The 26227-nt window shown below is 64.3% G+C and carries 22 protein-coding genes; 14 read left to right on the forward strand and 8 right to left on the reverse strand.

The window, feature by feature from the left end; all coding sequences use genetic code 11:
• Positions 1–70: 70 nt before the first annotated feature.
• Positions 71–1921 (reverse strand): flavin monoamine oxidase family protein, encoded by a 1851-nt coding sequence (locus ABM562_RS01185; RefSeq protein ID WP_115089238.1) that lies wholly within the window; start codon positions 1919–1921, stop codon positions 71–73.
• 191 nt (positions 1922–2112) lie between these two features.
• Here ABM562_RS01185 and ABM562_RS01190 point away from each other — a divergent pair, with 191 nt between their 5' ends.
• Both ABM562_RS01190 and ABM562_RS01195 read left to right on the forward strand, forming a co-directional pair.
• A complete protein-coding gene (locus ABM562_RS01190) occupies positions 2113–3519 on the forward strand; it encodes an adenosylmethionine--8-amino-7-oxononanoate transaminase (RefSeq protein WP_115089239.1) in 1407 nt (468 codons plus the stop codon).
• Between the two features lie 108 nt (positions 3520–3627).
• On the forward strand, positions 3628–4347 hold the full coding sequence (locus ABM562_RS01195; protein WP_115089240.1) for a 16S rRNA (uracil(1498)-N(3))-methyltransferase: 720 nt from the start codon (positions 3628–3630) through the stop codon (positions 4345–4347).
• Here ABM562_RS01195 and trhA read toward each other — a convergent pair.
• From trhA to pilG, 7 genes are read right to left on the reverse strand one after another with little or no spacing between them, the layout of a single operon-like run.
• The gene (gene trhA / locus ABM562_RS01200; protein ID WP_460420527.1) at positions 4344–4961 is read right to left on the reverse strand and encodes a PAQR family membrane homeostasis protein TrhA; all 618 of its coding nucleotides are present in this window, start codon (positions 4959–4961) and stop codon (positions 4344–4346) included. The two genes, ABM562_RS01195 and trhA, sit on opposite strands and share 4 nt — an antisense overlap.
• Before the next feature lie 55 nt (positions 4962–5016).
• A complete protein-coding gene (locus tag ABM562_RS01205) occupies positions 5017–5484 on the reverse strand; it encodes a chemotaxis protein CheW (protein WP_115089242.1) in 468 nt (155 codons plus the stop codon).
• Positions 5477–10789 carry an Hpt domain-containing protein gene (locus tag ABM562_RS01210; protein ID WP_460420529.1) on the reverse strand — a complete coding sequence of 1771 codons (5313 nt, stop codon included), beginning with the start codon at positions 10787–10789 and terminating at the stop codon, positions 5477–5479. The genes ABM562_RS01205 and ABM562_RS01210 overlap by 8 nt, the downstream gene beginning before the upstream one ends.
• Positions 10790–10814: 25 nt before the next feature.
• A complete protein-coding gene (locus ABM562_RS01215) occupies positions 10815–12860 on the reverse strand; it encodes a methyl-accepting chemotaxis protein (protein WP_115089244.1) in 2046 nt (681 codons plus the stop codon).
• A 15-nt stretch (positions 12861–12875) separates the two neighbouring features.
• A complete protein-coding gene (locus ABM562_RS01220; protein WP_115089245.1) occupies positions 12876–13430 on the reverse strand; it encodes a chemotaxis protein CheW in 555 nt (184 codons plus the stop codon).
• On the reverse strand, positions 13427–13792 hold the full coding sequence (pilH, locus tag ABM562_RS01225) for a twitching motility response regulator PilH (protein WP_045193983.1): 366 nt from the start codon (positions 13790–13792) through the stop codon (positions 13427–13429). Before pilH ends, ABM562_RS01220 begins: the two co-directional genes overlap by 4 nt.
• Positions 13793–13834: 42 nt before the next feature.
• The gene (gene pilG, locus ABM562_RS01230) at positions 13835–14245 is read right to left on the reverse strand and encodes a twitching motility response regulator PilG (protein WP_010221498.1); all 411 of its coding nucleotides are present in this window, start codon (positions 14243–14245) and stop codon (positions 13835–13837) included.
• Positions 14246–14559: 314 nt separating this feature from the next.
• Here pilG and gshB point away from each other — a divergent pair, with 314 nt between their 5' ends.
• From gshB to phaC, 12 genes are all read left to right on the forward strand, one after another.
• Entirely contained in the window at positions 14560–15513 is a 954-nt protein-coding gene (gene gshB / locus ABM562_RS01235; protein ID WP_115089246.1) for a glutathione synthase, read from the forward strand.
• A 111-nt stretch (positions 15514–15624) separates the two neighbouring features.
• Positions 15625–16530 (forward strand): energy transducer TonB, encoded by a 906-nt coding sequence (locus ABM562_RS01240; RefSeq protein ID WP_134064604.1) that lies wholly within the window; start codon positions 15625–15627, stop codon positions 16528–16530.
• Positions 16531–16614: 84 nt separating this feature from the next.
• Entirely contained in the window at positions 16615–17598 is a 984-nt protein-coding gene (locus ABM562_RS01245) for an ankyrin repeat domain-containing protein (RefSeq protein ID WP_115089248.1), read from the forward strand.
• Between the two features lie 71 nt (positions 17599–17669).
• The gene (locus ABM562_RS01250) at positions 17670–18239 is read left to right on the forward strand and encodes a YqgE/AlgH family protein (RefSeq protein WP_115089249.1); all 570 of its coding nucleotides are present in this window, start codon (positions 17670–17672) and stop codon (positions 18237–18239) included.
• On the forward strand, positions 18239–18670 hold the full coding sequence (gene ruvX / locus ABM562_RS01255; protein WP_134064606.1) for a Holliday junction resolvase RuvX: 432 nt from the start codon (positions 18239–18241) through the stop codon (positions 18668–18670). The genes ABM562_RS01250 and ruvX overlap by 1 nt, the downstream gene beginning before the upstream one ends.
• Before the next feature lie 62 nt (positions 18671–18732).
• Positions 18733–19251: a bifunctional pyr operon transcriptional regulator/uracil phosphoribosyltransferase PyrR gene (gene pyrR / locus ABM562_RS01260; RefSeq protein ID WP_115089251.1), complete on the forward strand. Its 519-nt coding sequence runs from the start codon at positions 18733–18735 to the stop codon at positions 19249–19251.
• Between the two features lie 12 nt (positions 19252–19263).
• A complete protein-coding gene (locus tag ABM562_RS01265; RefSeq protein ID WP_010221491.1) occupies positions 19264–20268 on the forward strand; it encodes an aspartate carbamoyltransferase catalytic subunit in 1005 nt (334 codons plus the stop codon).
• The gene (locus ABM562_RS01270; RefSeq protein ID WP_460420535.1) at positions 20265–21536 is read left to right on the forward strand and encodes a dihydroorotase; all 1272 of its coding nucleotides are present in this window, start codon (positions 20265–20267) and stop codon (positions 21534–21536) included. The genes ABM562_RS01265 and ABM562_RS01270 overlap by 4 nt, the downstream gene beginning before the upstream one ends.
• Positions 21537–21737: 201 nt before the next feature.
• The gene (gene hslV, locus ABM562_RS01275) at positions 21738–22268 is read left to right on the forward strand and encodes an ATP-dependent protease subunit HslV (RefSeq protein WP_010221489.1); all 531 of its coding nucleotides are present in this window, start codon (positions 21738–21740) and stop codon (positions 22266–22268) included.
• Positions 22269–22345: 77 nt separating this feature from the next.
• The gene (hslU, locus tag ABM562_RS01280) at positions 22346–23683 is read left to right on the forward strand and encodes an ATP-dependent protease ATPase subunit HslU (RefSeq protein ID WP_115089253.1); all 1338 of its coding nucleotides are present in this window, start codon (positions 22346–22348) and stop codon (positions 23681–23683) included.
• Between the two features lie 97 nt (positions 23684–23780).
• Positions 23781–24158, forward strand: coding sequence for a gamma-butyrobetaine hydroxylase family protein (locus ABM562_RS01285; RefSeq protein WP_460420538.1), 378 nt, complete (start codon positions 23781–23783; stop codon positions 24156–24158).
• A 350-nt stretch (positions 24159–24508) separates the two neighbouring features.
• A complete protein-coding gene (gene phaC / locus ABM562_RS01290; protein ID WP_115089255.1) occupies positions 24509–26188 on the forward strand; it encodes a class II poly(R)-hydroxyalkanoic acid synthase in 1680 nt (559 codons plus the stop codon).
• The last annotated feature ends 39 nt before the right edge of the window (positions 26189–26227 follow it).

The raw sequence follows: 26227 nt of genomic DNA on the forward strand, positions 1-26227 counted from the left end.
CCGGCTCCCACGGGTTCGGTGTGTGCTTAACCCTGTGGGAGCCGGCCTTGCCGGCGATGAAGTCAGCGCATTACTGCGCCTTGGCCTGGGTATTGGCCAGCGGCTTTTTCACCGGCTCCGCCTTGGCGGCGGCTTTCTTCGCGGGCGCAGCCTTGGCTGCAGTCTTCTTCGGCTGCTGGGCCTTGGCCACCGGCTTTTTCGCCGGTGCCTGCTTGGCCGCAGGTTTGGCCGGGGCCGCTTTCACCGGCGCCTTGGCCGGCTCTTCCTTGGCTACCGGTGCCACCGCAGGTGCTGGTGCATCTACCGGGGCTGAGGTCGGTGCCACGTCGGCAGGCTTGGCCGCAGGGGCCGGTTTGTCATCGCCACCGAACATGCGCTTGAAGAAGCCAGGCTTGCCCTCTTCCTTCTTCACCGGCTCCTCGGCCTTGGCCGTCTTGTCGGAAGAACCGCTGAACAGGTTGCTGAAGAAGTTGCCCTTGCTCGCCGCCGCAGCAGCGGTGCCTGCAGCGGCCGTAGCGGCAACAGCCTTGGCCGGTTCGAACGACTTGCCGGCCGCCAGATCCTGGACCTGGCTGGCAGCACGCTGGCCACTGCGCAGGGCGCCTTCGAGGGTCCCCGGGTGCATCGCATCGGTGTGTTCGCCAGCAAAGGCAATACGCTGCACAGGACGCTCCCACAGGCGCCAGTACTTGCTGATCTGGCCCGGGCCATAGGCGAGATACGCGCCGCCGGTACCGACGTCGGTGCTGTAACGGCGCACTTCGTAGCCGGTGAAGGCGCCACGGGCCTGCGGGTAGAAGGCGTGCAGGCGGATCAGCACCTGGTCGACCATCTGTTTGTCGCCAAAGGCTTGCAGCAGACGCGCGTTGTCGCCGGACAGGTTGATCACCACGTTGGCGCCACCCTTGAGCGCAGGCTCGATCCAGAGCATGCCCAGGCCAGTGTTGCTGTAGATCTCGCCGGACATCCGCGCGCGGCTTTCCCATACCGGCGTCTTGAACTTGAGCATCAGCTGGTCGCGCCAGCCGTAGTTGGTGCCCTTGAGAGCGGCCAGGTGCTTGGTGTCCAGGCCCGGGGTCATCTGGATCTTCGACAGGGCGCGCAGCGGCACGGCCAGCACCACGTAATCGGCCTGGTAACCAACGCTACCGACCTTGACGGTGACGCCGTCCTTGTCCTGGATGATGGCGCTGACCGGCGATTGGGTCTTGATGGTCTTGAGTTGCTTGACGAAGGCCTGGGCCAGTACCGGGCTGCCGCCTGGCAGGCGCGCGGCGCGCAGGTCACGGTCGCTGACACCACGGTAGACGCGGGTCTGCTGGGCGAAATAGAGCAGCGACAGGCGCGACGGCTCGTCGTAGCGGGTACGGATCTGCTGATTGACCAACTGGCGTGCGGTGGCCGGCAACTGCAGCTTGTCGAGCCAGCCGGAGACGTTGAGCTGGTCGAGGGCAAACAGGGTGCTGTTGGCCGCCGGGTTCAGCGGATCGTCGATCGAACGCGCCAGGTCGTCGAGGGTCTTCTCATAACGCTTGAGCGCCTCGGCGGTGGCCGGTTGCTTGGTGGTGAGGTCGGCAGCGCTGAAATACTCGCCGTCGATCAGGTAACCCGGGGTCCGCACGAACTCCGGTGCCGGCAAGGTGCTGAGTTTGAAGGTGTCCAGGTACTGGTTGAGCACCGGCTGGGCCTTGCTGTTGCCGATCCATTCGCTGGTCGCCAGGCCCGAGCGCCCGCCCATGCCGGTCTTGGCTTCCAGCAGGGTCACCTGCCAGCCCTTGTTCTGCAACTCATAGGCGGCTGTCAGGCCGGCCAGACCGCCACCGACGACGATTGCCGTCGGGGCCTTGTCCTTGGCCAGCGCAGCGCCGCTGAACAGTCCTATCATTACCAGCGCACAGGCGCGCAGCCAACCAGCAGACATTTGGCGAACTCCGGATAAAAGCAGAAGTGTTTGGGGGGATCCCCCCAGAAAGAATAGCCGAAGGATACGCCACGCCAAGCGCCCCCGCCAGCAACGCCCGCACCCAGATTGCAGCGCATGGGTTGTTCTCGACCGACGCATTGCATAGGCTTGCGCGGCATGTCCGAGCCGCCGTCGCCAGGAGAATCGAAATGGGCCTCAACCAACAGTGGATGCAACGTGACCTCAAGGTCCTGTGGCACCCCTGCACCCAGATGAAAGACCACGAAAAACTGCCGCTGATTCCGATCAAGCGTGGCGAAGGCGTGTGGCTGGAAGACTTCGAAGGCAAGCGCTATCTCGATGCCGTCAGCTCCTGGTGGGTCAACGTCTTCGGCCATGCCAACCCACGCATCAACCAGCGTATCAAGGACCAGGTCGACCAGCTCGAGCACGTGATCCTCGCCGGTTTCAGTCATCAGCCGGTGATCGAGTTGTCCGAGCGTCTGGTGCAGATCACCCCTGAAGGCCTGGATCGGGTGTTCTACGCCGATAACGGTTCGTCCTGCATCGAAGTGGCGCTGAAAATGAGCTTCCACTACTGGCTGAACAAGGGTCAGCCGGAGAAAAAGCGCTTCGTCACCCTGAGCAACAGCTACCACGGCGAAACCATCGCGGCGATGTCGGTCGGCGATGTGCCACTGTTCACCGAGACCTACAAGGCACTGCTGCTCGACACCATCAAGGTGCCGAGCCCGGACTGCTACCTGCGCCCCGAAGGCATGGGCTGGGAGGAACACTCACGCAACCTGTTCGCGGCCATGGAACAGACCCTGGCCGAACACCACGCCACGGTCGCGGCGGTCATCGTCGAGCCGTTGATCCAGGGCGCTGGCGGCATGCGCATGTACCACCCGGTGTACCTCAAGCTGCTGCGCGAGGCCTGTGACCGCTATGGCGTGCACCTGATCCACGACGAAATCGCCGTGGGCTTTGGCCGCACCGGGACGATGTTCGCCTGCGAACAGGCCGGCATCCGCCCGGACTTCCTGTGCCTGTCCAAGGCCCTGACCGGCGGCTACCTGCCGCTGGCCGCCTGCCTGACCACCAACGAGGTGTACAGCGCCTTCTACGACGATTACCCGACCCTGCGCGCCTTCCTCCACTCGCACAGCTACACCGGCAACCCGCTGGCCTGCGCTGCGGCACTGGCGACCCTGGATATCTTCGCGCAGGACAATGTCATCGAGGCCAACAAGGCCCTCTCGCAGCGCATGGCATCCGCCACCGCGCACCTGGTCGACCACCCGCATGTCGCCGAAGTGCGCCAGACCGGCATGGCCCTGGCCATCGAGATGGTTCAGGACAAGGCCAGCAAAACCGCCTACCCGTGGCAGGAACGCCGTGGCCTGAAGGTCTTCGAGCACGCCTTGGGCCGTGGCGCCCTGCTGCGCCCGCTGGGCAGCGTGGTGTACTTCCTGCCGCCGTACGTGATCACCCCGGAGCAGATCGACTTCCTCGCCGAGGTGGCCACCGAGGGCATCGACATTGCCACCAGCAGCAGCGTCAGTGTGGCGGTGCCGGCTGATTTCCATCCCGACTTCCGCGATCCGGGCTAGAAAAAAGCATCGCTGGCAAGCCAGCTCCCACAGAGTTCACCGATCCTGTGGGAGCTGGCTTGCCAGCGATGGCGCCCGAACTGCCCACCTATTTTCTAGAGTTAGTACATGAGACTGTCCCGCTTCTTCATCGACGCCCCCCTGAGCCTCGGCGCCCACGACCTGCCCGAAGCCCAGGCCCACTACATCGGCCGCGTGCTGCGCATGGCCGTCGGCGACGCCGTGCAACTGTTCGATGGCAGTGGCCAGGAGTTTCGCGGCCACCTGCTCGAGGTCGGCAAGAAATCCGTGCGTGTGCAGCTCGACGAAGCCTTCGCCGGGCAAGCCGACTCAAGCCTGCAGGTTCACCTCGGCCAGGGCCTGTCCCGTGGCGAGCGCATGGACTGGGCAATCCAGAAGGCCACCGAGCTGGGCGTCAGCGCCATCACCCCGATCGTCAGCGAGCGCTGCGAAGTGCGCCTGAAGGATGAACGCGCCGACAAGCGCCTGGCTCACTGGCGCCAGGTGGCAATCAGCGCCTGCGAGCAGTGCGGGCGCTCCAGCGTGCCCATCATCCACACGCCGCAACTGCTCGCCGACTGGCTCAAGGCCTGCGACCAGGACCTCAAGCTGGTCCTGCATCCGGTCGCAGAACCGATGGTCAGCCATCAGCAGCCGGCCACCCTGGCCTTTCTGATCGGCCCCGAGGGTGGCCTCAGCGAAGCGGAAGTCGAACAGGCCAAGGCTGCCGGCTTCCATGCCGCGCGCCTGGGCCCGCGGGTACTGCGCACCGAAACCGCGCCGGTGGTGGCCCTGGCCGTCGCCCAGCAGCTGTGGGGCGACTTCTAGAGTACGTAGAAAAACACCGCGATGAAGTGCAGCAGGCTGCCGGCAATCACGAACAGGTGCCAGATGCCATGCCAATGGCGAAAGCGGCTGTCGTAGGCGAAGAAGATGATGCCGATGGTGTAGAACGCACCACCGGCCGCCAGCCAGGCAAAGCCTGCGGCGCCGAGGCTGGCCAGCAGCGGCTTGACCGCCACCAGCACGATCCAGCCCATCAGTGCATAAATGATGATCGACAGGACCCGCGCTTCGGAGCGCGGCTTGATCTCTTGCAGCATGCCGATAACCGCCAGCCCCCAGACCACCCCGAACAGGCTCCAGCCCCAGGGGCCGCGCAGGCTGACCAGGCAGAACGGCGTATAGCTGCCGGCAATCAACAGGTAGATCGACAGGTGATCGAGCTTGCGCATGATCACTTTGGCCTTGCCGCGTACGCTGTGATAAAGCGTCGAGATGCTGTAGAGCAACAGCAGGGTAAAGCCATAGATCGCCAGGCTGACAATCTTCCAGGGGTCGCCTTGCAGGCTTGCCAGCACCAGCAACCAGATGGCGCCGATGCAGGCCAGCACGGCACCGACCAGATGGGTCCAGGCATTGAAACGTTCACCGTGATACATGCAGCAGGATCCTCCTGACCAGAAACAGGCCTTCCATCCTACACAGGCAAATGTTTCAAACCACCCCTGCGTCCACCAACAATTGCTCCAGTGCGGGCAAGTCCGGCACCCGCGCCACCTGCTCGCCTACCTGCACCGCCGCCAGTTCCAGGCTTGCCAGCGGTACATCGACATAATTGAGCTGGCTGTCGAGCTTGCACGAACGCGGGATGCCCTGCACCAGCAAGGCAACAAAGCGCAACGGGCTGCTGCCCAGAGCATTGAGCACGACGATCCGCGCCCGTTCGCCAACCTGTAGCTGACCACCGCAGGCCGACTCGAAGCTGAGCAGCGGCAAGCGCTGGCCACGCCAGTCGATCCAGCCAAGCAACCACTCAGGCGGCTCCAGCGCCGGGCTGCCGGGCTGAAAGCCGATCAGCTCGGCTACGGCAACATTGGGCAGCACCAGACAGCGGTCGCTCAAGGACAACAGCAAGCCGGTCAGGCTGCTGCGCCGGTTATGCCGGGCGGGCTGCTCAAGCATCGCGGCGACTCCATTGGGCAATGCTCTGCAGCAGTACCGATTCCTGATAGGGTTTGCCCAGGTAGTCGTTGACGCCAATGGCCATGGCCCGGTCGCGGTGTTTCTGGCCGGTACGCGAAGTGATCATGATGATCGGCAAGTCCTTGAGCTTGGGATCGTGGCGAATCTGCGTGGCGACTTCAAAGCCGTCCATGCGCGGCATCTCGATGTCCAGCAGGAGAATGTCCGGACGATGCTCCTGCAGCAGGGCCATGGCGTCGACCCCGTCCTTGGCGGTCAGCACGTTCATGCCGTGGCGTTCGAGCAGGCGCCCGGTAACCTTGCGCACGGTGACCGAATCATCCACCACCATCACCAGCAGCGGCCTCGCCGGCACGCTGCCGAGGTTTTCCCGACGCTGACCATCGCTGCCACGGTGGTGCAGGACCAACTGCTGCTGCAAACCGCGTAACTGACCGAGCAAGTCGAGAATCAGCACCACCCGGCCATCACCCAGCAAAGTCGCCCCGGACAACCCCTGGACCGCAGCAAACTGCGGCCCAAGGCTCTTGACCACGATCTCGCGGCTGGCCGCCAGGCCATCGACCTGCACGGCATATTGCTGATCATGGGAATGCACCAGCAACACCGGCAGCGGCAGGCTCTGGCCCAAAAGTTTTGGTTGCGTCGCGCCCTGCAGCAATTCGCCCAGGTAGCGCAGCTCATAGCGGTGTCCAGCGTACTGGTAGTGCGGCGGGTCGAGCTGGTAACACGCTTCCAGTTCAGCCGGTGGCACGCGGACAATACCTTCGATGGTGTTCAGCGGAATCGCGTACTGCTCGTCACCGTAGTGAACCATCAAGCCCCGGTTGATCGACACGGTGAACGGCAGGCGAATCAGGAAGCGCGCGCCCTTGCCCGGGTTCGACTCGATCATCATCGAACCGCCAAGCTGCTTGACCTCTTCATGGACCACGTCCATGCCCAGGCCGCGCCCGGAAATCTGGGTGATCTTCTCGGCAGTGGAAAACCCCGGCTGGAGGATGAACTGCATGATCTCGTGGTCGCTGAGCACGGCGGCAGGGTCGAGCAGGCCGCGTTTGATCGCCTTGCGCCGCACGGCCTCCAGCGGCACCCCGGCACCGTCGTCGGTCATCTCGATGACGATATCGGCGCCCTCATGCAGCAGGTTCAGCGAGATCAGCCCCTGCTCCGGCTTCCCGGCCGCCAGGCGCGCCTCACGCGACTCCAGGCCATGGTCGACGGCGTTGCGCAGCATATGCTCAAGCGGCGCCATCATGCGTTCCAGCACACTGCGGTCCATCTCGCCCTCGGCATTGCCGATCACCAGTTCGACCTGCTTGCCAAGCTCGCTGGACACCTGCCGCACCACCCGCTGCAAACGCGGCACCAGGCGCTCGAACGGCACCATGCGCGTGCGCATCAGGCCTTCCTGCAGTTCGCTGTTGACCCGCGCCTGCTGCTGCAACAGGCTCTGCGCGTCATGGGCGCGTACGCTCAAGGTTTCCTTGAGGTCAAGCAGGTCGGAGGCCGACTCGAACAGCGCCCGCGACAACTGCTGCAGTTGCGAATGGCGGTCCATCTCCAGCGGGTCGAAGTCGTCGTAGGCCTGGCCGTCGCCATCGGCCTGGCGGCTGAGGATGCGCCCCTGGGTTTCGGTATCCAGGCGGCGCAACTGGTCGCGCATGCGCTCCAGGGTAGTTTCCATCTCGTTAAGGGCCACTTGCGCATCGTTGACCTGCTGCTCGATGCGGCCACGGATGATCGAGTTCTCCCCGGCCAGGTTGCCCAGATCATCGAGCAGTTCCGAGGCCACCTTGACCATATCGCCAGCGCCACGTTCAGGCGCGGTCACCGGCAGCTCCGGCGGTGCCGTGTCCGGGTGCGCCTGGCTGGCGGCGGTGTCGGCCAGTGCTGCGCTGCTGAAATTGCGGATGTAGTCGATCAGCGCCGTGGCCGCGTGCAGCGGCTGTTGCAGGCGCACGGCGTCGAGCATGTGGGCCAGGCGGTCATGGCAGTTCTGCAGCAGGCTGAACAGCGCCGGGCTGGGCTGCAACTGGCCGGCGGCGAGCAGCTCGTAGAGAAATTCCAGTTCGTGGGCCAGGTCGCCGATCGGGGCGATCTCGACCATTCGCGCACCACCCTTGAGGGTGTGCAGGTCACGCAGCAGGTTTTCCACCTCGACGCCATTGCGCGGCTCGGCCTGCCAGCGCAGCAAGGCCGCACTGGAGCTTTCGACCAGGTCGAGGCTTTCTTCGAGGAAGATCTCCAGCAACTCTTTGTCGCCAGCGTCCTGCTGCGCTTCGACTGGCTTGTCCACTGGCGTTGGCGGCGGTGCGTCATGACGAAACTCGCACAGCGCCGCCAGCAGCTCGACCTGGGCGGCGGGCACCTGGCCTTGCTGCAATTGTTCGAGCATCTGCGCCAATTGCTGATGGCTGCGCTTGAGCAGGGCAAACAGCTCGGCACCGGCGCTGAAGCGTCGGTCCACCAGGCCCTCGTAAAGCAGTTCAAGCTCCTGCGCCAGCACTTCGAACGCACCCATGGCAGCCATCTGCGCGCCGCCCTTGAGGGTCTGCAGGTCACGGGCCAGTGACGACAGTGCCGAGGCGTTGTCGGTATCCAGCAGCCAGCGCGCCAGGGCCTGGTCGGCGCTGTCGAGAATGTCGCTGGCTTCATCGAGGAACAGCTCGACCATGGCTAAGTCCGGAGCCTGGGCCGCCAGTTCGGCGGTGGCGCTGGCAAGCTCGGTGACGGCTCCGCCCTGGCTGCTGACCAGGCCCATGGCCGACGGGTCGAGGCCTTCGTCGAGCAGTTCACGCAGGGCCTGCAGACGTTCCGGGCGCGGGTCGACTTCCTGGCCGGCGGCGATCTGGTCGAGCATGTCGATCAGCGCTTCATGTGCGCTCTGGGCCTCGTTAAAGAATCGCGGGCTGACCGCCAGGCTGCTTTCTTCCACTGCCCCATAAAGATCGAGCAGGGCCTCACACAGTTCATCCACCTGCCACAGGTCGGCCAGGTGCGCGCTCTGGCCGAGGGTGGTCAGTTCATCGAGCAGGGCATTGAGTTCCTGGCGCTCGCCCGGGTGCTCCTGCCAGCGCAGCAGCAACGACTCGGCGTCGAGCAGGATGTCCATGCCCTGGGCCAGGAAGCTGGCAATCAGTTGCGGGTCGCGCTTGACCCGCAGGCCCTGGCTCGGCGCATCGAGCAACGCTTGCAGGCGTGCATCGACCACCTGGTGAACATCGTCAATCAGCATCGCCGCCCCGGCTATCGCTGCCAGCGGCGTGCTTGATAACTGCTGCACGCCACGGCGCAGCAGCGGCTCTGCAGTTTCCAGGAGGTAGATTTCCTCCAGATCGAAGGCCAGCTGATGAGCCTTGAACTCACGCGCGAGCAAGTCCAGGGCACCGGCCAGCTCGGCAATCGGCACTACCCCGGCCATCGCCGCACTGCCCTTGAGCGTGTGCAGGGCACGCTGCAGGGTGTCGCTGACCGGCAGCGGCAGGTGCTTGTCGGCCTCGTGCAAGAAGGCTTCGAGGCTGTCCAGGTGCCCCAGGGCCTCGTTGCGGAATATCTCCAGCAGTTGCGGGTCGATGGCTTCGTCGGCCTCGGTCTCGCTGTGCGGATCGTTCATGGCCAGTGCGTGCAGGTGCGCGGCCAGTTGTTCGACCTCGGGATGGGCCGGCGCCAGGGCCTGGGCGAACTCACCGAGCAGTGCTGGCAGCTTGTTCAGGGCCTGCTGCAACGCCGCCAGCGGTGCATCACCAATCTCTACCCGGCCTTCCAGCACTCGATTGAGAAAATGCTCTGCCGCCCAGGCCAGCTCTGCCAGGACCTGCGCTCGAACCATGCGCCCACTGCCCTTGAGGGTGTGCAGGCCCCGGCGCAGTTCGATCAGGGCGTCGCGATCGGCGCCGTCGGCTTGCCAGCGCGCCCACATTTCATCGAGCAACGGCAACAGCTCGTTGGCTTCTTCAAGGAATATCTCGCGCAACTCGTCATCGATCGGCGTTTCTTCGGGCGCCACTACAGCAGGCACTACCAGCGCCGCAGGTTCTGGCTCAAGGCGATAACCCAAGGCAGCAAGGCTGTGCTGAGCCGCCTCGAGGAACCGCGAGGGATTGGCCTGGGGGTCGGCAATCAGCCATTGCAGGTAGCACTCGCAGGCGCTCAGGGCCTCGGCCAGTTCGGTCAGGGCAGCAGGATCTGTCAGGGTTTCACTGCCCAGCAGTTGCTCATGCACATAGTCGCCGCAATGACCGATCAACGCCGCTGCGCGCGGCAGCATCAGCATCGCCAGGGCGCCACGAACCTGTTGCAGCAAGCCCGGCAGCGGCTGCAGGCGCTGGGGCTGCCAGCCGGCGTCGAGGCAATCGCCGATCAGGTCCTTGACCTGCTGCATCACGGCAAAGGTTTCTTCCAGCACCAGCTGGCGAATCTCGGCCAGATCGGTGCCCGGTAGCGGACTCTGGCTGTTCTGCTCCAGCGGCCCGACCATCCCGGCCAGGGTTGCCTCGACATACAGCAGCGCGCCGGCAGTATCCATCAACAACGCATCGGCCGGCTCACGTTGGCCCTGGGCCAGGCTTTGCAGCACCAGCACCTGATCGATGATCACCCGCCGCGGCTGACCAAAGCCGAGCACTGCCAGGGTATCGGCGATCTGCCGTAACGGCGCCAGCAGCGGCTCCAGTTCATCCAGTTGCTGGCGATCCCCGCGCACGAACTGGTCGAGGCGCTCCTTGACCCGCTTGAGGTCTTCGCACAGGGCGGCGACAACGGAGCGCAAGGCATCGCGGTCAGGTCCGGCCTGCAGGCGATCGCGCCAGGTGCCCAGGTACAGGTCGAGGTTGGCCAGCTCCTCGGCGTCGGCGGGGCTGCTGGCTAGCAGGCTGTCCTGCGCCAGGGCCTGGGCGCCGCGCTCGGCGCGCAACTGGTTGAGCACCGGCAGCACCACCAGCGGCAGGTCGCGGCGGGCGCTGCGCAGGCGCTCAAGGTACAGCGGCAGCTGCTCCAGGCCGCGAAACAGCGCGCCCAGCGCTTCACCGCGCTGGCTGGCGCGGCCCTGACGCAAGGCCAGGCCCAGTTGTTCCATTTCTTCGGCGAGCAGGGCCGCGCCGCTGAGTTCGAGCATCAGCAGGCAGCCACGCACCTGATGCAGCTGTTCGACGAAACCGTCGAGCACGGCTTCGTCCCCGGGCTCGGCGGCGAAGTGTTCAAGGGTCAGGCGCGCCTGGCCCAGGCAATCGGCAATCGCCCCTTTGACCCAGGCCAGCGCCACCGTATCGTGCCGATCCGCCATAACTGCTCCCATCACCATGATGCCCTCAACGCGGCGACGTCGGCGGCAGGGTAAAGCCGGACACCGAGCGGCGCATTTCACTGGCCATGCGCGCCAGGTTGCCGATGCTCTCGGCGGTGGCGGTAGAGCCGGCCGAGGTTTGCGAGGTGATCTGCTGGATCACCGCCATGGTATGCGAGATCTGCCCGGCCGAAGAGGTCTGCAGCTGGGCGGCATCGGAGATGCTGTGAATCAGGTCGGCGAGGGTCTGCGACACGCCTTCGATTTCGGCCAGGGCGACCCCGGCATCCTGGGCCAGACGCGCACCGCGCACCACTTCGGCAGTGGTCTGCTCCATGGAGATCACCGCCTCGTTGGTGTCGGCCTGGATGGTGCGCACCAGCGCTTCGATCTGGCGCGTGGCCGACGACGAGCGCTCGGCCAAGCGTTGTACTTCGTCGGCAACCACGGCAAAGCCGCGCCCGGCTTCCCCGGCCAGCGAGGCCTGGATCGCCGCGTTGAGGGCAAGGATGTTGGTCTGATCAGCAATGTCGTCGATCAGGCTGACGATATCGCCGATCTCCTGGGACGACTCGCCCAGGCGCTTGATCCGTTTGGCGGTGTCCTGGATTTGTTCGCGGATGTTGTCCATGCCGTTGATGGTGTTGTGCACCACCTCGTTGCCCTTGTTGGCGATAGCGACCGAACGCTCGGCCACCTTCGCCGACTCATAGGCGTGGGTAGACACCCGGTCGATGGACTCGGCCATGTCGCCCACCGCCACCGAGGCATCGCTGATCTGCTGGGCCTGGTGCTCGGAGGCCTTGGCCAGCTGACGCGCGGTGTTCTGGGTGTCCTGCACGGCGGCGGCGACTTCCTCGGCGCTGAGGTTGATGGTCGCCACCAGGTCGCGCAGTTGGTCAATGGAATAATTGATCGAATCGGCGATGGCGCCGGTGAAGTCCTCGGTCACCGAGACCGTCACGGTCAGGTCGCCATCGGCGAGGTCTTCGATTTCGTCGAGCAGGCGCATGATTGCCTGCTGGTTGCGTTCATTCTTTTCGCCGGTTTCGCGCAGTTGCCGGTGCGTGGTACGCACCATCACCAGGCCGATAAGGATGATCGAGGCCAGCGCCAGCAAGCCCAGCACGTAGCCGCCGACAGTATCCAGGGTTCGGCCGTTGGCCAGGTTCTCGAAACCGGTGGCCAGGCGCGAGGCTTCATCGAGCAGGGTTTGCGACAGGCCGAAGATGCTCCCGGCGGCTTCGCGCACACGGAACAGTTCAGGCGAGGTTTCGAGGATTTCGTCCACGGAGCCGGCGACGAACTGAAACAGCTCGGCGATCTCGGCCAGCCGCGCGCGGGCGTCCGGGTCCTGCACGCGGGTAACCTGGATCGCCTCGTTACCGCCAAGCATGGCTTCGAGCACCTGGCCAAAACGGCTGGCGTCGCGGCCGAAGGCATCCGCGGCCTGCACGGCGGTCTCATCCCCGGCCAGTACGGTGTTGACCGAGCCGAGAATACGTTCGGCCAGCAGCGACTGACGCTGGGCCACGGCGACCTGACTGGCCGGGGCGCCGCTCTGCAGCAGAATCTCGACGACCTTCTCGTACTCCACCTGCAACTGCGGCACGGTTTCAGCCAGGGTCGCGGCGACCTGGTGCAACGACAGCACGGTCTGCTCACTGGCAAGAATCGCGTCGCTGTTCTTGCGCAGGTTTTCCCAGTCGCGCAGCACGGCGTCCATTTCCTTGCGCACCGCCGGCGGCGCGGCGGGCAGGCCGGTGCTGGCATCGCCTTTTTTCAGGTAGCCCCAGCGCTGCTCGAAGTCGTTGCGCGCCTCGCTCAACAGGCGGAAAGCCACGGCCTTGCCGGCCGCCGCTTCAGTGGCGTTCTTGGCGATGCGCTGGGACAGCACCCGCAGTTCACCGGCATGGCCGATGTACTGCTTGTCGTAGTTGGCCTGGGTGTTGAGGTAGGCGAAGTTGGCGAACAGCAGGATGATCGACAGGATCAGCACCACGAACAGCGCCGCGATCTGCGCGCTGCTGCGGGAACCCTGGGTCGATGGAGCCGTCTTGGTCGTGGTCACGGAGGTGGCATTCCTTTACAGCGCGACGTCGAGGAAACCCGGCGCCTGGGCCAGGGCGAAGGGGCTGAAGATCGCCCAGCTGCGCTCACGCTGAAAATGCCCCTGAACAAAGGGCGCGGCAGCGCTGAGCAACGGCGTTGGCGGCGACAGGTCGAGGCTGTGCAGCGGAAAATGCTGCAAGCCCAGCACTTCATCGACCAGCAAGCCGGCAAACAGCTCGTCGTGGTCAAGCACCAGCACCCGCCGCTGCTTGCGCGGGGCCGACAGGCCCAGGCCGAAAAAGCCGCAGAGGTCCATCACCGGCAGCAGCCGGCCACGCAGGTTGGCCACCCCGCTGACCCACGGCTTGACCCCGGGGATGCGGCTCAGGCGCGGCTCGTGCAGCACTTCGGCGACTTCGCCCATGGGCGCGACGAACCATTGCTCGGCGATGCGAAAGCCGATGCCGCTCCAGCTCTGCAGGCGGGTTTCCTGCAACGGCAGGTCGGCGGCCAGCAGCCGGCAGCGCCGGTCGATGTCCAGCAGCAGCTCGAAGGCCGTCAGCGACTCGCCCATGGGCCGGGTGGTCAACCTTTGAGCACGTCGTTGAGTTTCTTGATCAGGGTGTCTTCGTCCACCGGCTTGGTCAGGTAGTCCTTGGCGCCCTGGCGCTGGCCCCAGACCTTGTCGGTCTCCTGGTCCTTGGTGGTGACGATGATCACCGGGATGTGCGCGGTTTCCGGGTCTTTGCTCAACTGGCGAGTGGCCTGGAAGCCGTTGACCCCGGGCATGACGATGTCCATCAGTACCGCATCGGGCTTTTCGTGGCGGGCCAGGGCCACGCCATCGGCGCCGTTTTCGGCCTTGAGCACTTCATGCCCGTGTTTTTCGAGCATACCGGTCAGTTTGTACATTTCGGTCGGCGAATCGTCGACGATCAGAACTCGGGCCATGCTGTTCCCCATGAAGGAATAGACGCCTGCGGCGGCGCAGCGTCAGGGTGCGTGTTGTTCTTCTGCGGCGAATCCGGGCACATGGGCCTTGATTGCGTCCAGCAGTTCTTCCTTGCTGAAAGGCTTGGTCAAAAATTGATCAGATCCGACGACGCGGCCACGGGCCTTGTCGAACAGGCCATCGCGGGACGACAGGAGAATCACCGGCGTGTCCTTGAAGGTGCTGTTCTGCTTGATCAGGGCGCAGGTCTGGTAGCCGTCCAGACGCGGCATCAGCACGTCGACGAAAATGATCTGCGGCTGGTGGTCGATGATCTTGGCCAGGGCATCGAAACCGTCGATGGCCGTGATGACCTCACATCCTGCTTCGCTGAGCAATATCTGGGCGGTGCGGCGAATCGTCTTGGAGTCGTCGATCACCATCACCTTCAATGCCGCGCCGGGCTGTTCCATAATTGCTCTACCATCGCTGCTCGCTATGAGCGGCAGGCTACAAGTTTCAAGCGGCAAGAAAAAGCAGGGTGAACGCGGCGTGCTTTTTCTTGTGGCTTATGCCTTGTGGCTTGCAGCTGGAGACGGCCGTGCAGGCCACGTGCCAGGCCTTTTTAGCACACTCTGGGGGGTGCATTCCATCGGCCCGCGCCGACGCCCGCCGCAGCACCGCCCAGGATGCGTTTTTCCCTTGACCGCCAGCGCTGTGAGCGCCACCCTGACGCCACTTTTCGTTCGAGCCAATGCGGCCCATTGCCGCTGAGAGGATTTAGCCCATGAGCGTTCGCCTCGGGATTGTCATGGACCCCATTGCGCGCATTTCCTATAAAAAGGATAGTTCGCTGGCCATGTTGCTGGCCGCCCAGGAGCGCGGCTGGTCGCTGTTCTACATGGAGCAGCAGGACCTCTACCAGGGCGCCGGCCAAGCCCGCGCGCGCATGCGCCCGCTGAAAGTCTTCGCCGACCCGGAGCACTGGTTCGAGCTGGAAGCCGAACAAGACAGCGCCCTGAGCGAGCTGGACGTGATCCTGATGCGCAAGGATCCGCCGTTCGACATGGAATTCGTCTACAGCACCTACTTGCTGGAACAGGCCGAAGCCGCCGGCGTGCTGGTGGTCAACCGTCCGCAGAGCCTGCGCGACTGCAACGAAAAACTCTTCGCCACGCTGTTCCCGCAGTGCACGCCGCCGACCCTGGTCAGCCGCCGCGCCGACATCCTGCGTGAATTCGTCAACCAGCAGGGCGACACCATCCTCAAGCCGCTGGACGGCATGGGCGGCACCTCGATCTTCCGCCATCGACCGGGCGATCCGAACCTCTCGGTAATCCTCGAGACCCTGACCGGCAACGGCACCCAGCAAATCATGGCGCAAGGCTACCTGCCGGCCATCAAGGACGGCGACAAGCGCATCCTGATGATCGACGGCGAGCCGGTGCCTTACTGCCTGGCGCGCATCCCGGCTTCGGGCGAAACCCGTGGCAACCTCGCCGCCGGCGGCCGTGGCGAAGCCCGCCCGCTGACCGACCGCGACCGCTGGATCGCCGAACAGGTCGGCCCGACCCTGCGCGAGAAGGGCCTGCTGTTCGTCGGCCTGGACGTGATCGGCGAGCACCTGACCGAAATCAACGTCACCAGCCCGACCTGCATCCGCGAGATCGACAATGCCTTCGGCACCCAGATCGGCGTGCAGTTGATGGATGCCATTGATCGCAAGCTCAAGGCGCGCTGACAGCCGACGCGGAGCAACCGCGCAGAGTGGGGTATCATGCCAGTCGTTTTTTTATGACCTGGGCACCTGCTCTGCCGGTTTTCCCCGGTTTTTGCAGTTGCTGGATACCTGATGACGCTTCCTGCTGACATCCCTGCCGACTTCTCTCCACCCCGCGTACGCCCGGTGGATCGCCTGGGCTTTACCCTGTTCCTGGCGGCGCTGCTGCACCTGGTGCTGATCCTCGGCGTCGGTTTCACCTTCGCCAAGCCCGAAGAAATCCGCCGGACCATGGAAATTACCCTGGCCACCTTCAAGAGCGAAAAAGCGCCGCAGAAGGCTGACTACCTGGCCCAGGACAACCAGCAAGGCAGTGGCACCCTGGACAAGAAAGCGGTGCCGAAAACCACCGAAGTGGCGCCCTTCCAGGACAGCAAGATCAACAAGGTCACACCGCCTCCGGCAGCCAAGCCTGAAGTGCAGCCGCAACCGACGCCGCCTAAAGCCGTGGTAGCGACCAAGGCACCGAAGCCGGAAAAAGTCGAGACCCGGCCCAAGGAAACCAAGCCGCAGCCCAAACCCCAGACTGCGACCCCGGATTTTGACAGCTCACAGCTGTCCAGCCAGATCGCCAGCCTCGAGGCCGAGCTGTCCCATGAGCAGCAGTTGTATGCCAAGCGTCCGCGCATCCACCGCCTCAACGCCGCCTCGACCATGCGCGACAAGGGCGCCTGGTACAAGGACGAGTGGCGCAAGAAGGTCGAGCGCATCGGCAACCTCAACTACCCCGACGAAGCCCGGCGCCAGCAGATCTACGGCAGCTTGCGGCTGATGGTGTCGATCAACCGCGACGGCTCGCTGTATGAAGTGCTGGTGCTGGAGTCCTCCGGCCAGCCCCTGCTCGACCAGGCTGCCCAGCGCATCGTGCGCCTGGCTGCGCCGTTCGCGCCGTTCACCGGCGACCTGGCCGATATCGACCGGCTGGAGATCATCCGTACCTGGCGTTTCGCCCGCGGCGACCGGTTGCAAAGCAACTGATCTAAGGCTCCGCCTGATGGCAAAACAATAGCCATTTTGCGATGATGCGCGCCCGTATATCCCCCTCAAGAAAGGATTCTGTTGATGTCGCGCATCAATTTTGCCCGCAAAACCGCTGCTCTCGGCCTGGCCCTGGCCGCCTGCGCCCTGCCTGCTGCCGCCTTCGCCGACGCCGCCGAGCTGTCGCAGAAGCTGTACAACGAAGTTGGCGAGTACAAGTACGACGAAACCCCGGCGCGCCTGGCCAAGATCCAGGGCCTGCTCGACCAGGGTGCCGACCCGAAAGGCCAGCCGATGTTCCTGGCCGCCTCTTACAAGATCGTCGCGCCGTTCGAGCTGTTCCTGCCAAAGATCGGTGACGTCAACACGCCAATCCAGGAAAACGGCGAAACCCTGCTGCTGTTCGTCCTCAACCAGGCCGAACAGTCGAAGGCCTCCGAGGCTGACCTGCGCATGGTCAAGGGCCTGATCAAGGCCGGCGCCAACGTCAACGTGCTAGCCCAGGGCGATTCCGCCACGCCGCTGAACACCGCAGCACGCAAGGGCTCACCCGAACTGATCAAGCTGCTGCTGGATTCCGGCGCCGATGCCAAGGCCGTCCGGCCGAACGGCTTTACCCCATTGACCGGGCCGGGTGCCTCGAACCTGGAGGTGATCAAGCTGCTGGTCGCTGCCGGCGCCAATCCGTACCAGGTCACCCAGACCGGCTCGACGCCGCTGCACCATGTTTGCGAACGCGCCTTTGAAATGAACGGCCAGCCCGACCCGCAAGCCGCCCAGCGCATCGCCCTGCTGCTGAAAAAAGGCAGCTCGATCGATGCCTACCACGAGCAGCACGGCACCTTCCCGGTTGGTACGCCGCTGGAAGAAGCCGCCCGCTCGGACAACCCGGACTGCGTCGCCGCACTGATCAAGGCCGGCTCCAGCCTGAAGGCCCCGGCGTTCCCGGAAAGCTACCTGGCCAAGTACCCGCAGGCCAAGCAGAAGACCGTCCAGGAGTACGTGCTGTCGGCCGCTGAAGAGTCGCCAACCCTGTATACCGAAGAAGTGGTCAAGCTGTTCAAGTAACCCCGCAGTAAAGCTGACAAGGTGACGCCAGCACCTTGTCAGCGTGGCCGCTCACCGCCACACTATCAACCATGAAGAACCTCAGCCCGGATTACCTCAAGCACCAGTTCCTGATCGCCATGCCACACATGGCCGACCCGAACTTCGCGCAGACCTTGACCTACATCGTCGAGCACAACGCCAATGGGGCGATGGGGCTGGTGGTCAATCGGCCACAGGACCTCAATCTGGCCGATATCCTCGAACAGCTGCGTCCGGACGTCGACCCACCGGCCAGTTGCATTCACGTACCAATCTACATGGGCGGCCCGGTGCAAACCGACCGCGGCTTCGTCCTGCACACCAGTGACCGTACTTTCCAGGCTACCGTCGAGCTCGACGGCCTGTCGCTGACCACGTCCCAGGACGTGCTGTTCGCCATTGCCGACGGCCTCGGCCCCAAACAGAGCCTGATCACCCTCGGCTACGCCGGCTGGGAAGCCGGGCAGCTGGAAGCGGAGCTGGCCGACAACGCCTGGCTGAACTGCCCGTTCGACCCCGAGATCATCTTCGGCATGGCCTGCGAGCAGCGTCTTGAAGCGGCCGCCGCAAGCCTTGGGATCAACCTCAGCCTGCTGACCAGCCAGGCGGGGCACGCCTGATGACTGAAGTACGCCTACTGCTGGGCTTTGACTACGGCAGCCGCCAGATCGGCGTCGCGGTCGGCCAGGTGATCACCGGACAGGCCCGCGAGCTGTGCACCCTCAAGGCGCAGAACGGCACGCCGGACTGGGCCCAGGTGGAAAAACTGATCAAGGAATGGAAGCCCGACGCCTTGGTGGTCGGCCTGCCGTTGAACATGGACGGCACCCCCAGCGAGATGAGCGAGCGCGCGGAAAAATTCGCCCGCCGCCTCAATGGCCGTTTCAACCTGCCGGTGCACACCCACGACGAACGCCTGACCACCTTCGAGGCCAAGGGCGAGCGCATGGCCCGTGGCGGCCAGCGCGGCAGTTACCGCGATAACCCGGTGGATGCCATTGCCGCCGCCTTGCTGCTGCAGGGCTGGCTGGAGGCCAATACCGGGGCCTGAGCCCCGATCATCGCATTCAAGCCGGGCTAGCGCACCGCTCCCCGGCCTCTTGAGGAGCAAGCATGAGCCTACCCAATCCCGCCGAACTGATCCGGCAGATGGCCGTCGACCTTCGCGCCCATCTGGCCCGGCGCGCCATTGCCGAACCGCGCTTCATCGGCATCCGCACCGGTGGTGTCTGGGTCGCCCAGGCACTGCTTGAAGAACTGGGCAGCGACACCGCCCTGGGCACACTCGACGTTTCCTTCTACCGCGACGACTTCAGCCAGAACGGCCTGCACCCGCAGGTGCGCCCGTCCGACTTGCCGTTCGAGATCGAAGGCCAGCACCTGGTGCTGATCGACGACGTGCTGATGAGCGGACGCACCATCCGTGCCGCCCTCAACGAACTGTTCGACTATGGCCGTCCGGCCAGTGTAACCCTGGTCTGCCTGCTCGACCTGGATGCCGGCGAATTGCCGATCCGGCCGAATGTGGTCGGTGCCACCCTGTCGCTGGCCGCCCATGAACGGGTAAAATTGACCGGACCCGCACCGCTCGCCCTCGAGCGCCAGGACCTCGCCTCCGCTTCCGCCCTTTAAGAGTCCCCTGCGATGACGCCAATCGACGCCAAGCGCCCGCTGCAGCTCAATGATCAGGGCCAGCTGCGCCACTTCCTCTCGCTCGACGGTTTGCCCCGCGAACTGCTGACCGAAATCCTCGACACTGCCGACTCGTTCCTCGAAGTCGGTGCCCGGGCCGTCAAGAAGGTTCCGTTGCTGCGCGGCAAGACCGTCTGCAACGTGTTCTTCGAGAACTCCACCCGCACCCGTACCACCTTTGAACTGGCCGCCCAGCGGCTGTCGGCGGACGTCATCACCCTGAACGTGTCGACCTCCTCGACCAGCAAGGGCGAAACCCTGTTCGACACCCTGCGCAACCTCGAAGCCATGGCGGCCGACATGTTCGTCGTGCGTCATGCCGACTCGGGCGCCGCGCACTTCATCGCCGAGCACGTATGCCCGGAGGTGGCGATCATCAATGGCGGCGACGGCCGCCACGCCCACCCGACCCAGGGCATGCTCGACATGCTCACCATTCGTCGGCACAAGGGCGGTTTCGAAAACCTCTCGGTGGCCATCGTCGGCGACATCCTGCACTCGCGGGTAGCGCGCTCGAACATGCTTGCACTGAAAACCCTGGGCTGCCCGGACATCCGCGTGATCGGCCCGAAAACCCTGCTGCCGATCGGTATCGAGCAGTACGGCGTCAAGGTCTACACCGACCTGGAGCAGGGCCTGAAGGACGTCGACGTGGTGATCATGCTGCGCCTGCAGCGTGAGCGCATGGCCGGCGGCCTGCTGCCCAGCGAAGGCGAGTTCTACCGCCTGTTCGGCCTGACCACCGCACGCCTGGCCGGGGCCAAGCCGGATGCCATCGTCATGCACCCGGGCCCGATCAACCGCGGCGTAGAGATTGAATCAGCGGTGGCCGACGGTGCTCACTCGGTGATCCTCAACCAGGTCACCTACGGTATCGCCGTACGCATGGCGGTGCTGTCCATGGCCATGAGCGGGCAGACCGCGCAACGTCAATTCGAGCAGGAGAACGCCCAGTGACCCTCAGTATTCTCGGCGCCCGGGTCATCGACCCCCTGAGCGGCCTGGACCAGACCACTGACCTGCACATCGATGCCGGCAAGATCATCGCCATCGGCACCGCCCCGGCAGGCTTCAAGCCTGCACGCAGTATCGATGCCCAGGGCCTGGTCGCCGCGCCCGGCCTGGTCGACCTCAACGTCGCCCTGCGCGAGCCCGGCTACAGCCGCAAAGGCAGCATCGCCAGCGAAACCCGCGCCGCCGCTGCCGGTGGCGTCACCAGCCTGTGCTGCCCGCCGCAGACCAAGCCGGTGCTGGACACCTCGGCGGTGGCCGAGCTGATTCTCGACCGCGCCCGCGAAGCCGGGCACAGCAAGGTCTACCCGATCGGCGCCCTGAGCAAAGGCCTGGAAGGCGAGCAGCTTGCCGAGCTGATTGCGTTGCGTGACGCCGGCTGCGTGGCCTTTGGCAACGGCCTCAATGCCTTTGGCAACAACCGCACCCTGGCCCGCGCGCTGGAATACGCCGCGACCTTCGACCTGACGGTGATCTTCCACTCCCAGGACCGCGACCTGGCTCAGGACGGCCTGGCCCACGAAGGCGCCATGGCCAGCTTCCTCGGCCTGCCGGGAATTCCGGAAACCGCCGAAACCGTGGCCCTGGCGCGCAACCTGCTGCTGGTCGAACAGACCGGCGTGCGAGCGCACTTCAGCCAGCTGACCAGCGCCCGCGGCGCGCGGCTGATCGCCCAGGCCCAGGAACTGGGCCTGCCAGTGACCGCCGACGTTGCCTTGTACCAACTGATCCTCACTGACGAAGCGCTGCGCGACTTCTCCAGCCTTTACCACGTGCAACCGCCGCTGCGCACCCGCGCCGACCGCGACGGCCTGCGCGAGGCGGTGAGGTCCGGGGTGATCCAGGCGATCTCCAGCCATCACCAGCCCCATGAGCGTGATGCCAAGCTGGCGCCGTTCGGTGCGACCGAACCGGGCATCAGCAGTGTCGAACTGTTGCTGCCGCTGGCCATGACCCTGGTGGAAGACGGCCTGCTCGACCTGCCGACTTTGTTGCAGCGTTTGTCTGCGGGCCCGGCCGCGGCGCTGCGCCTGCCCGCGGGCGAGCTGAAGGTTGGCAGTTCGGCCGACCTGGTGCTGTTCGATGCCAAGGCCTCGACCGTAGCCGGCGAGCAGTGGCGCTCCAGGGGCGACAACTGCCCGTTCATCGGCCACTGCCTGCCGGGCGCGGTGCGTTATACCTTGGTCGATGGGCATATCAGCCACGAGGCCTGATATCCGGGGCCGCGTTGCGGCCCCATCGCCGGCAAGGCCGGCTCCCACAGGTCCTGTATGCACCGATCCTTGTGGGAGCCGGCCTTGCCGGCGATGGGGCCCTGAAGGATTACCGCTCATCCTTCAAGGTTGAAATCTTTCCTACCACCCCCATATGAGTCTGCATCAGGCATTTTCGCCCCGCTGCGTGGAGACTCTCCCTTGACCACCATCGTTTCAGTTCGCCGCCACGGCAAAGTCGTCATGGGCGGCGACGGCCAGGTTTCTCTCGGCAACACCGTGATGAAAGGCAACGCCAAGAAAGTCCGCCGCCTGTACCACGGTCAGGTCATCGCCGGTTTCGCCGGTGCCACCGCCGACGCCTTCACCCTGTTCGAACGCTTTGAAGGCCAGCTGGAAAAACACCAGGGCCATCTGGTCCGTGCCGCCGTGGAGCTGGCCAAGGAATGGCGTACCGACCGTTCCCTGAGCCGCCTGGAAGCCATGCTGGCCGTGGCCAACAAGGACGCATCCTTGATCATTACCGGCAACGGTGACGTGGTCGAACCCGAAGACGGCCTGATCGCCATGGGCTCCGGTGGCGCCTACGCCCAGGCCGCCGCTCGCGCCCTGCTGCAGAAGACCGACCTCTCGGCCCGCGAAATCGCCGAGACCGCGCTGAACATCGCCGGTGACATCTGTGTGTTCACCAACCATCACCTGACCATCGAGGAGCAGGACCTGGCCGAGTAATTCAGCTGTTCTGGCGCCCGGCCCCGGTGGCCGGGCTTTTCCACGCTGACTTATCGAGCCCAAGGACCATCACTACCATGTCCATGACCCCCCGCGAGATCGTCCACGAACTCAACCGCCACATCATCGGCCAGGACGACGCCAAGCGCGCCGTCGCCATCGCCTTGCGCAACCGCTGGCGGCGCATGCAACTGCCGGCCGAGCTGCGCGTTGAAGTGACGCCGAAAAACATCCTGATGATCGGCCCGACCGGCGTCGGCAAAACCGAAATCGCCCGCCGCCTGGCAAAGCTTGCCAACGCACCGTTCATCAAGGTCGAAGCGACCAAGTTCACCGAAGTCGGCTATGTCGGCCGTGATGTCGAGTCGATCATCCGCGACCTGGCCGATGCCGCGATCAAGATGCTCCGCGAGCAGGAAATCATCCGCGTCGGTCACCGCGCCGAAGACGCTGCCGAAGAGCGCATCCTTGATGCCCTGTTGCCACCGGCACGCACCGGTTTCAACGAAGACCAGGTCGCCAGCCAGGACTCCAACACCCGCCAGCTGTTCCGCAAGCGCCTGCGCGAAGGCCAGCTGGACGACAAGGAAATCGAGATCGAAGTGGCCGAAGCCATGGGCGTCGACATTTCCGCGCCACCGGGCATGGAGGAAATGACCAACCAGTTGCAGAACCTCTTCGCCAACATGGGCAAGGGCAAGCGCAAGAGCCGCAAGCTCAAGGTCAAGGAAGCACTCAAGCTGGTGCGTGACGAAGAAGCCGGGCGCCTGGTCAACGAAGACGAGCTCAAGGCCAAGGCCCTGGAAGCGGTCGAGCAGCACGGCATCGTGTTCATCGACGAAATCGACAAGGTCGCCAAGCGCGGCAACGTCGGCGGTGCCGATGTGTCCCGTGAAGGCGTGCAGCGCGACCTGCTGCCGCTGATTGAAGGCTGCACGGTGAACACCAAGCTGGGCATGGTCAAGACCGACCACATCCTGTTCATCGCCTCCGGTGCCTTCCACCTGAGCAAGCCGAGCGACCTGGTACCCGAGCTGCAAGGCCGCCTGCCGATCCGCGTCGAACTCAAGGCCCTGAGCCCGGAAGACTTCGAGCGCATCCTCAGCGAACCGCACGCCTCGCTCACCGAGCAGTACCGTGAGCTGCTGAAAACCGAAGGCCTGAACATCGAGTTCGCCGCCGACGGTATCAAGCGCCTGGCCGAGATTGCCTGGCAGGTTAACGAAAAAACCGAGAACATCGGTGCCCGTCGCCTGCACACCCTGCTCGAGCGCCTGCTCGAAGAGGTGTCGTTCAGCGCCGGCGACCTGGCCAGCGCCCACAGCGAAGCGCCGATCCGCATCGACGCCGACTACGTCAACAGCCACCTGGGCGAATTGGCGCAGAACGAAGACCTGTCACGCTATATTCTCTAAAGCGGCAAGCTTCAAGCGGCAAGCTGCAAGTTAAGCGCGCTGGACGCCTTCTCTTGCAGCTTGTAGCTTGCAGCTTGTAGCCCAAGAGCCCTTATCCATGACCAGAATCCCCACCGGCATCAATCTGCATAAAGCCTCCAAGACCCTCACCCTGACCTACGGGCCAGACGAGGTGTACCACCTGCCCGCCGAATTCCTGCGCGTGCACTCCCCCTCCGCCGAGGTCCAGGGCCACGGCAATCCGATCCTGCAGTACGGCAAGCTCGGCGTTGGCCTGAGCGGGCTGGAACCTGCCGGCCAATACGCACTGAAACTGACCTTCGACGACGGCCACGACAGCGGCCTGTTCACCTGGGAATACCTAGAACAGCTGTGCCTGCGCCAGGACGAACTCTGGGCGGACTATCTCGGCGAGCTGGCAAAAGCCGGTAAATCCCGCGACCCCAACGAGTCGATCGTCAAGCTGATGCTCTAGCTCGGGCCCTTCAGGGTTTAGAGCGCATTTTCTAATTCTATTTGCTTGAATGCCTGCACCACGGCCAATGACTGGCCGTCTTGCGCAATACCAAAAAGTCGGGTAACCAATGGATCTGGCAAGCTCCCTGCATCGGATTTAATGCAGGGTCGGGCTGGTATGTAGAGGTCGCGAGCGAAAGCAGGCAGTCTTCTCACGCAGAAAAAACCCGCAGGGCTCATCGTCGTTTGCATCCGGCCGCAGGACCGCAGTTCGTTATCACTGGTCACCCGAGCAGCAGTACCGGGCGTTCGTCTGTGTAACGCGCACAGTCAAACCGGTACTCGTCTCAGGACAACGGAGCGTCGTAGATGAGTAACAAGAATAACGATGACCTGCAGCGCCAAGCCTCGGAAAACACCCTGGGTCTGAACCCGGTGATCGGCTTGCGCCGCAAGGATTTGCTGACTTCTGCTCGAATGGTGCTGCGTCAGGCCATTCGCCAACCGCTGCACAGTGCCAAGCATGTCGCCCATTTCGGCATGGAACTCAAGGATGTGATCTTCGGCAAGTCGAGCTTGCAACCGGAGAATGACGACCGTCGTTTTCACGATCCGGCCTGGAGCCAGAACCCGCTGTATCGCCGCTACCTGCAGACCTACCTGGCCTGGCGCAAGGAACTGCACGACTGGATCGATACCAGCAACCTTTCCGACCAGGACATCAGCCGCGGCCACTTCGTCATCAACCTGATGACCGAGGCCATGGCGCCGACCAACACCGCGGCCAACCCGGCGGCGGTCAAGCGCTTCTTCGAAACCGGCGGCAAGAGCCTGCTCGATGGCCTGTCGAACCTGGCCAAGGACATGGTCAACAATGGCGGCATGCCCAGCCAGGTGAACATGGATGCCTTCGAGGTCGGCAAGAACCTCGGCACCAGCGAAGGCGCGGTGGTGTTTCGCAACGACGTGCTGGAGCTGATCCAGTACCGGCCGATCACCGAACAGGTGCTGGAAAAGCCGCTGCTGGTGGTGCCGCCGCAGATCAACAAGTTCTACGTCTTCGACCTCAGCCCGGAAAAGAGCCTGGCGCGTTTCTGTCTGCGCTCCAACGTGCAGACCTTCATCGTCAGCTGGCGCAACCCGACCAAATCCCAACGCGAATGGGGCCTGTCGACGTATATCGATGCGCTCAAGGAGGCGGTCGACGTAGTCCTGGCGATCACCGGCAGCAAGGACCTGAATATGCTCGGCGCCTGCTCCGGTGGCATCACCTGCACCGCGCTGGTGGGCCACTACGCGGCACTCGGCGAGAAGAAGGTCAATGCCCTGACCCTGCTGGTCAGCGTACTCGACACCACCCTCGACACCCAGGTGGCGCTGTTCGTCGACGAGCAGACCCTGGAGGCGGCCAAGCGCCACTCCTACCAGGCTGGTGTGCTGGAAGGCCGCGACATGGCCAAGGTGTTCGCCTGGATGCGGCCCAACGACCTGATCTGGAACTACTGGGTCAACAACTACCTGCTGGGCAACGAGCCGCCGGTGTTCGACATCCTGTTCTGGAACAACGACACCACACGCCTGCCGGCCGCTTTCCACGGCGACCTGATCGAATTGTTCAAAAACAACCCACTGTTGCGCCCCGATGCACTGGAAGTGTGCGGCACGCCGATCGACCTCAAGCAGGTGACCACTGACATCTTCAGCGTCGCCGGTACCGCCGATCACATCACCCCGTGGCAGTCGTGCTACAAGTCGGCACAGCTGTTCGGTGGCAAGGTCGAGTTTTTGCTGTCCAACAGCGGTCACATCCAGAGCATCCTCAACCCGCCGGGCAACCCCAAGGCGCGTTACATGACCAACAGTGAAATGCCCCCCAGCGCCCTCGACTGGCAAGAGAACTCGACCAAGCACACCGACTCCTGGTGGCTGTACTGGCAGACCTGGCTGGCCGAGCGTTCGGGCAAGCTGAAAAAAGCTCCGGCCAACCTCGGCAACAAGGCCCATGTGGCCGGTGCCGCAGCACCAGGGACCTACGTTCACGAGCGTTGACAGCGAACACCGCCGCAGCTCGCAAGGGCTGCGGCGCTT

The sequence above is a fragment of the Pseudomonas sp. ZL2 genome (assembly GCF_054788455.1).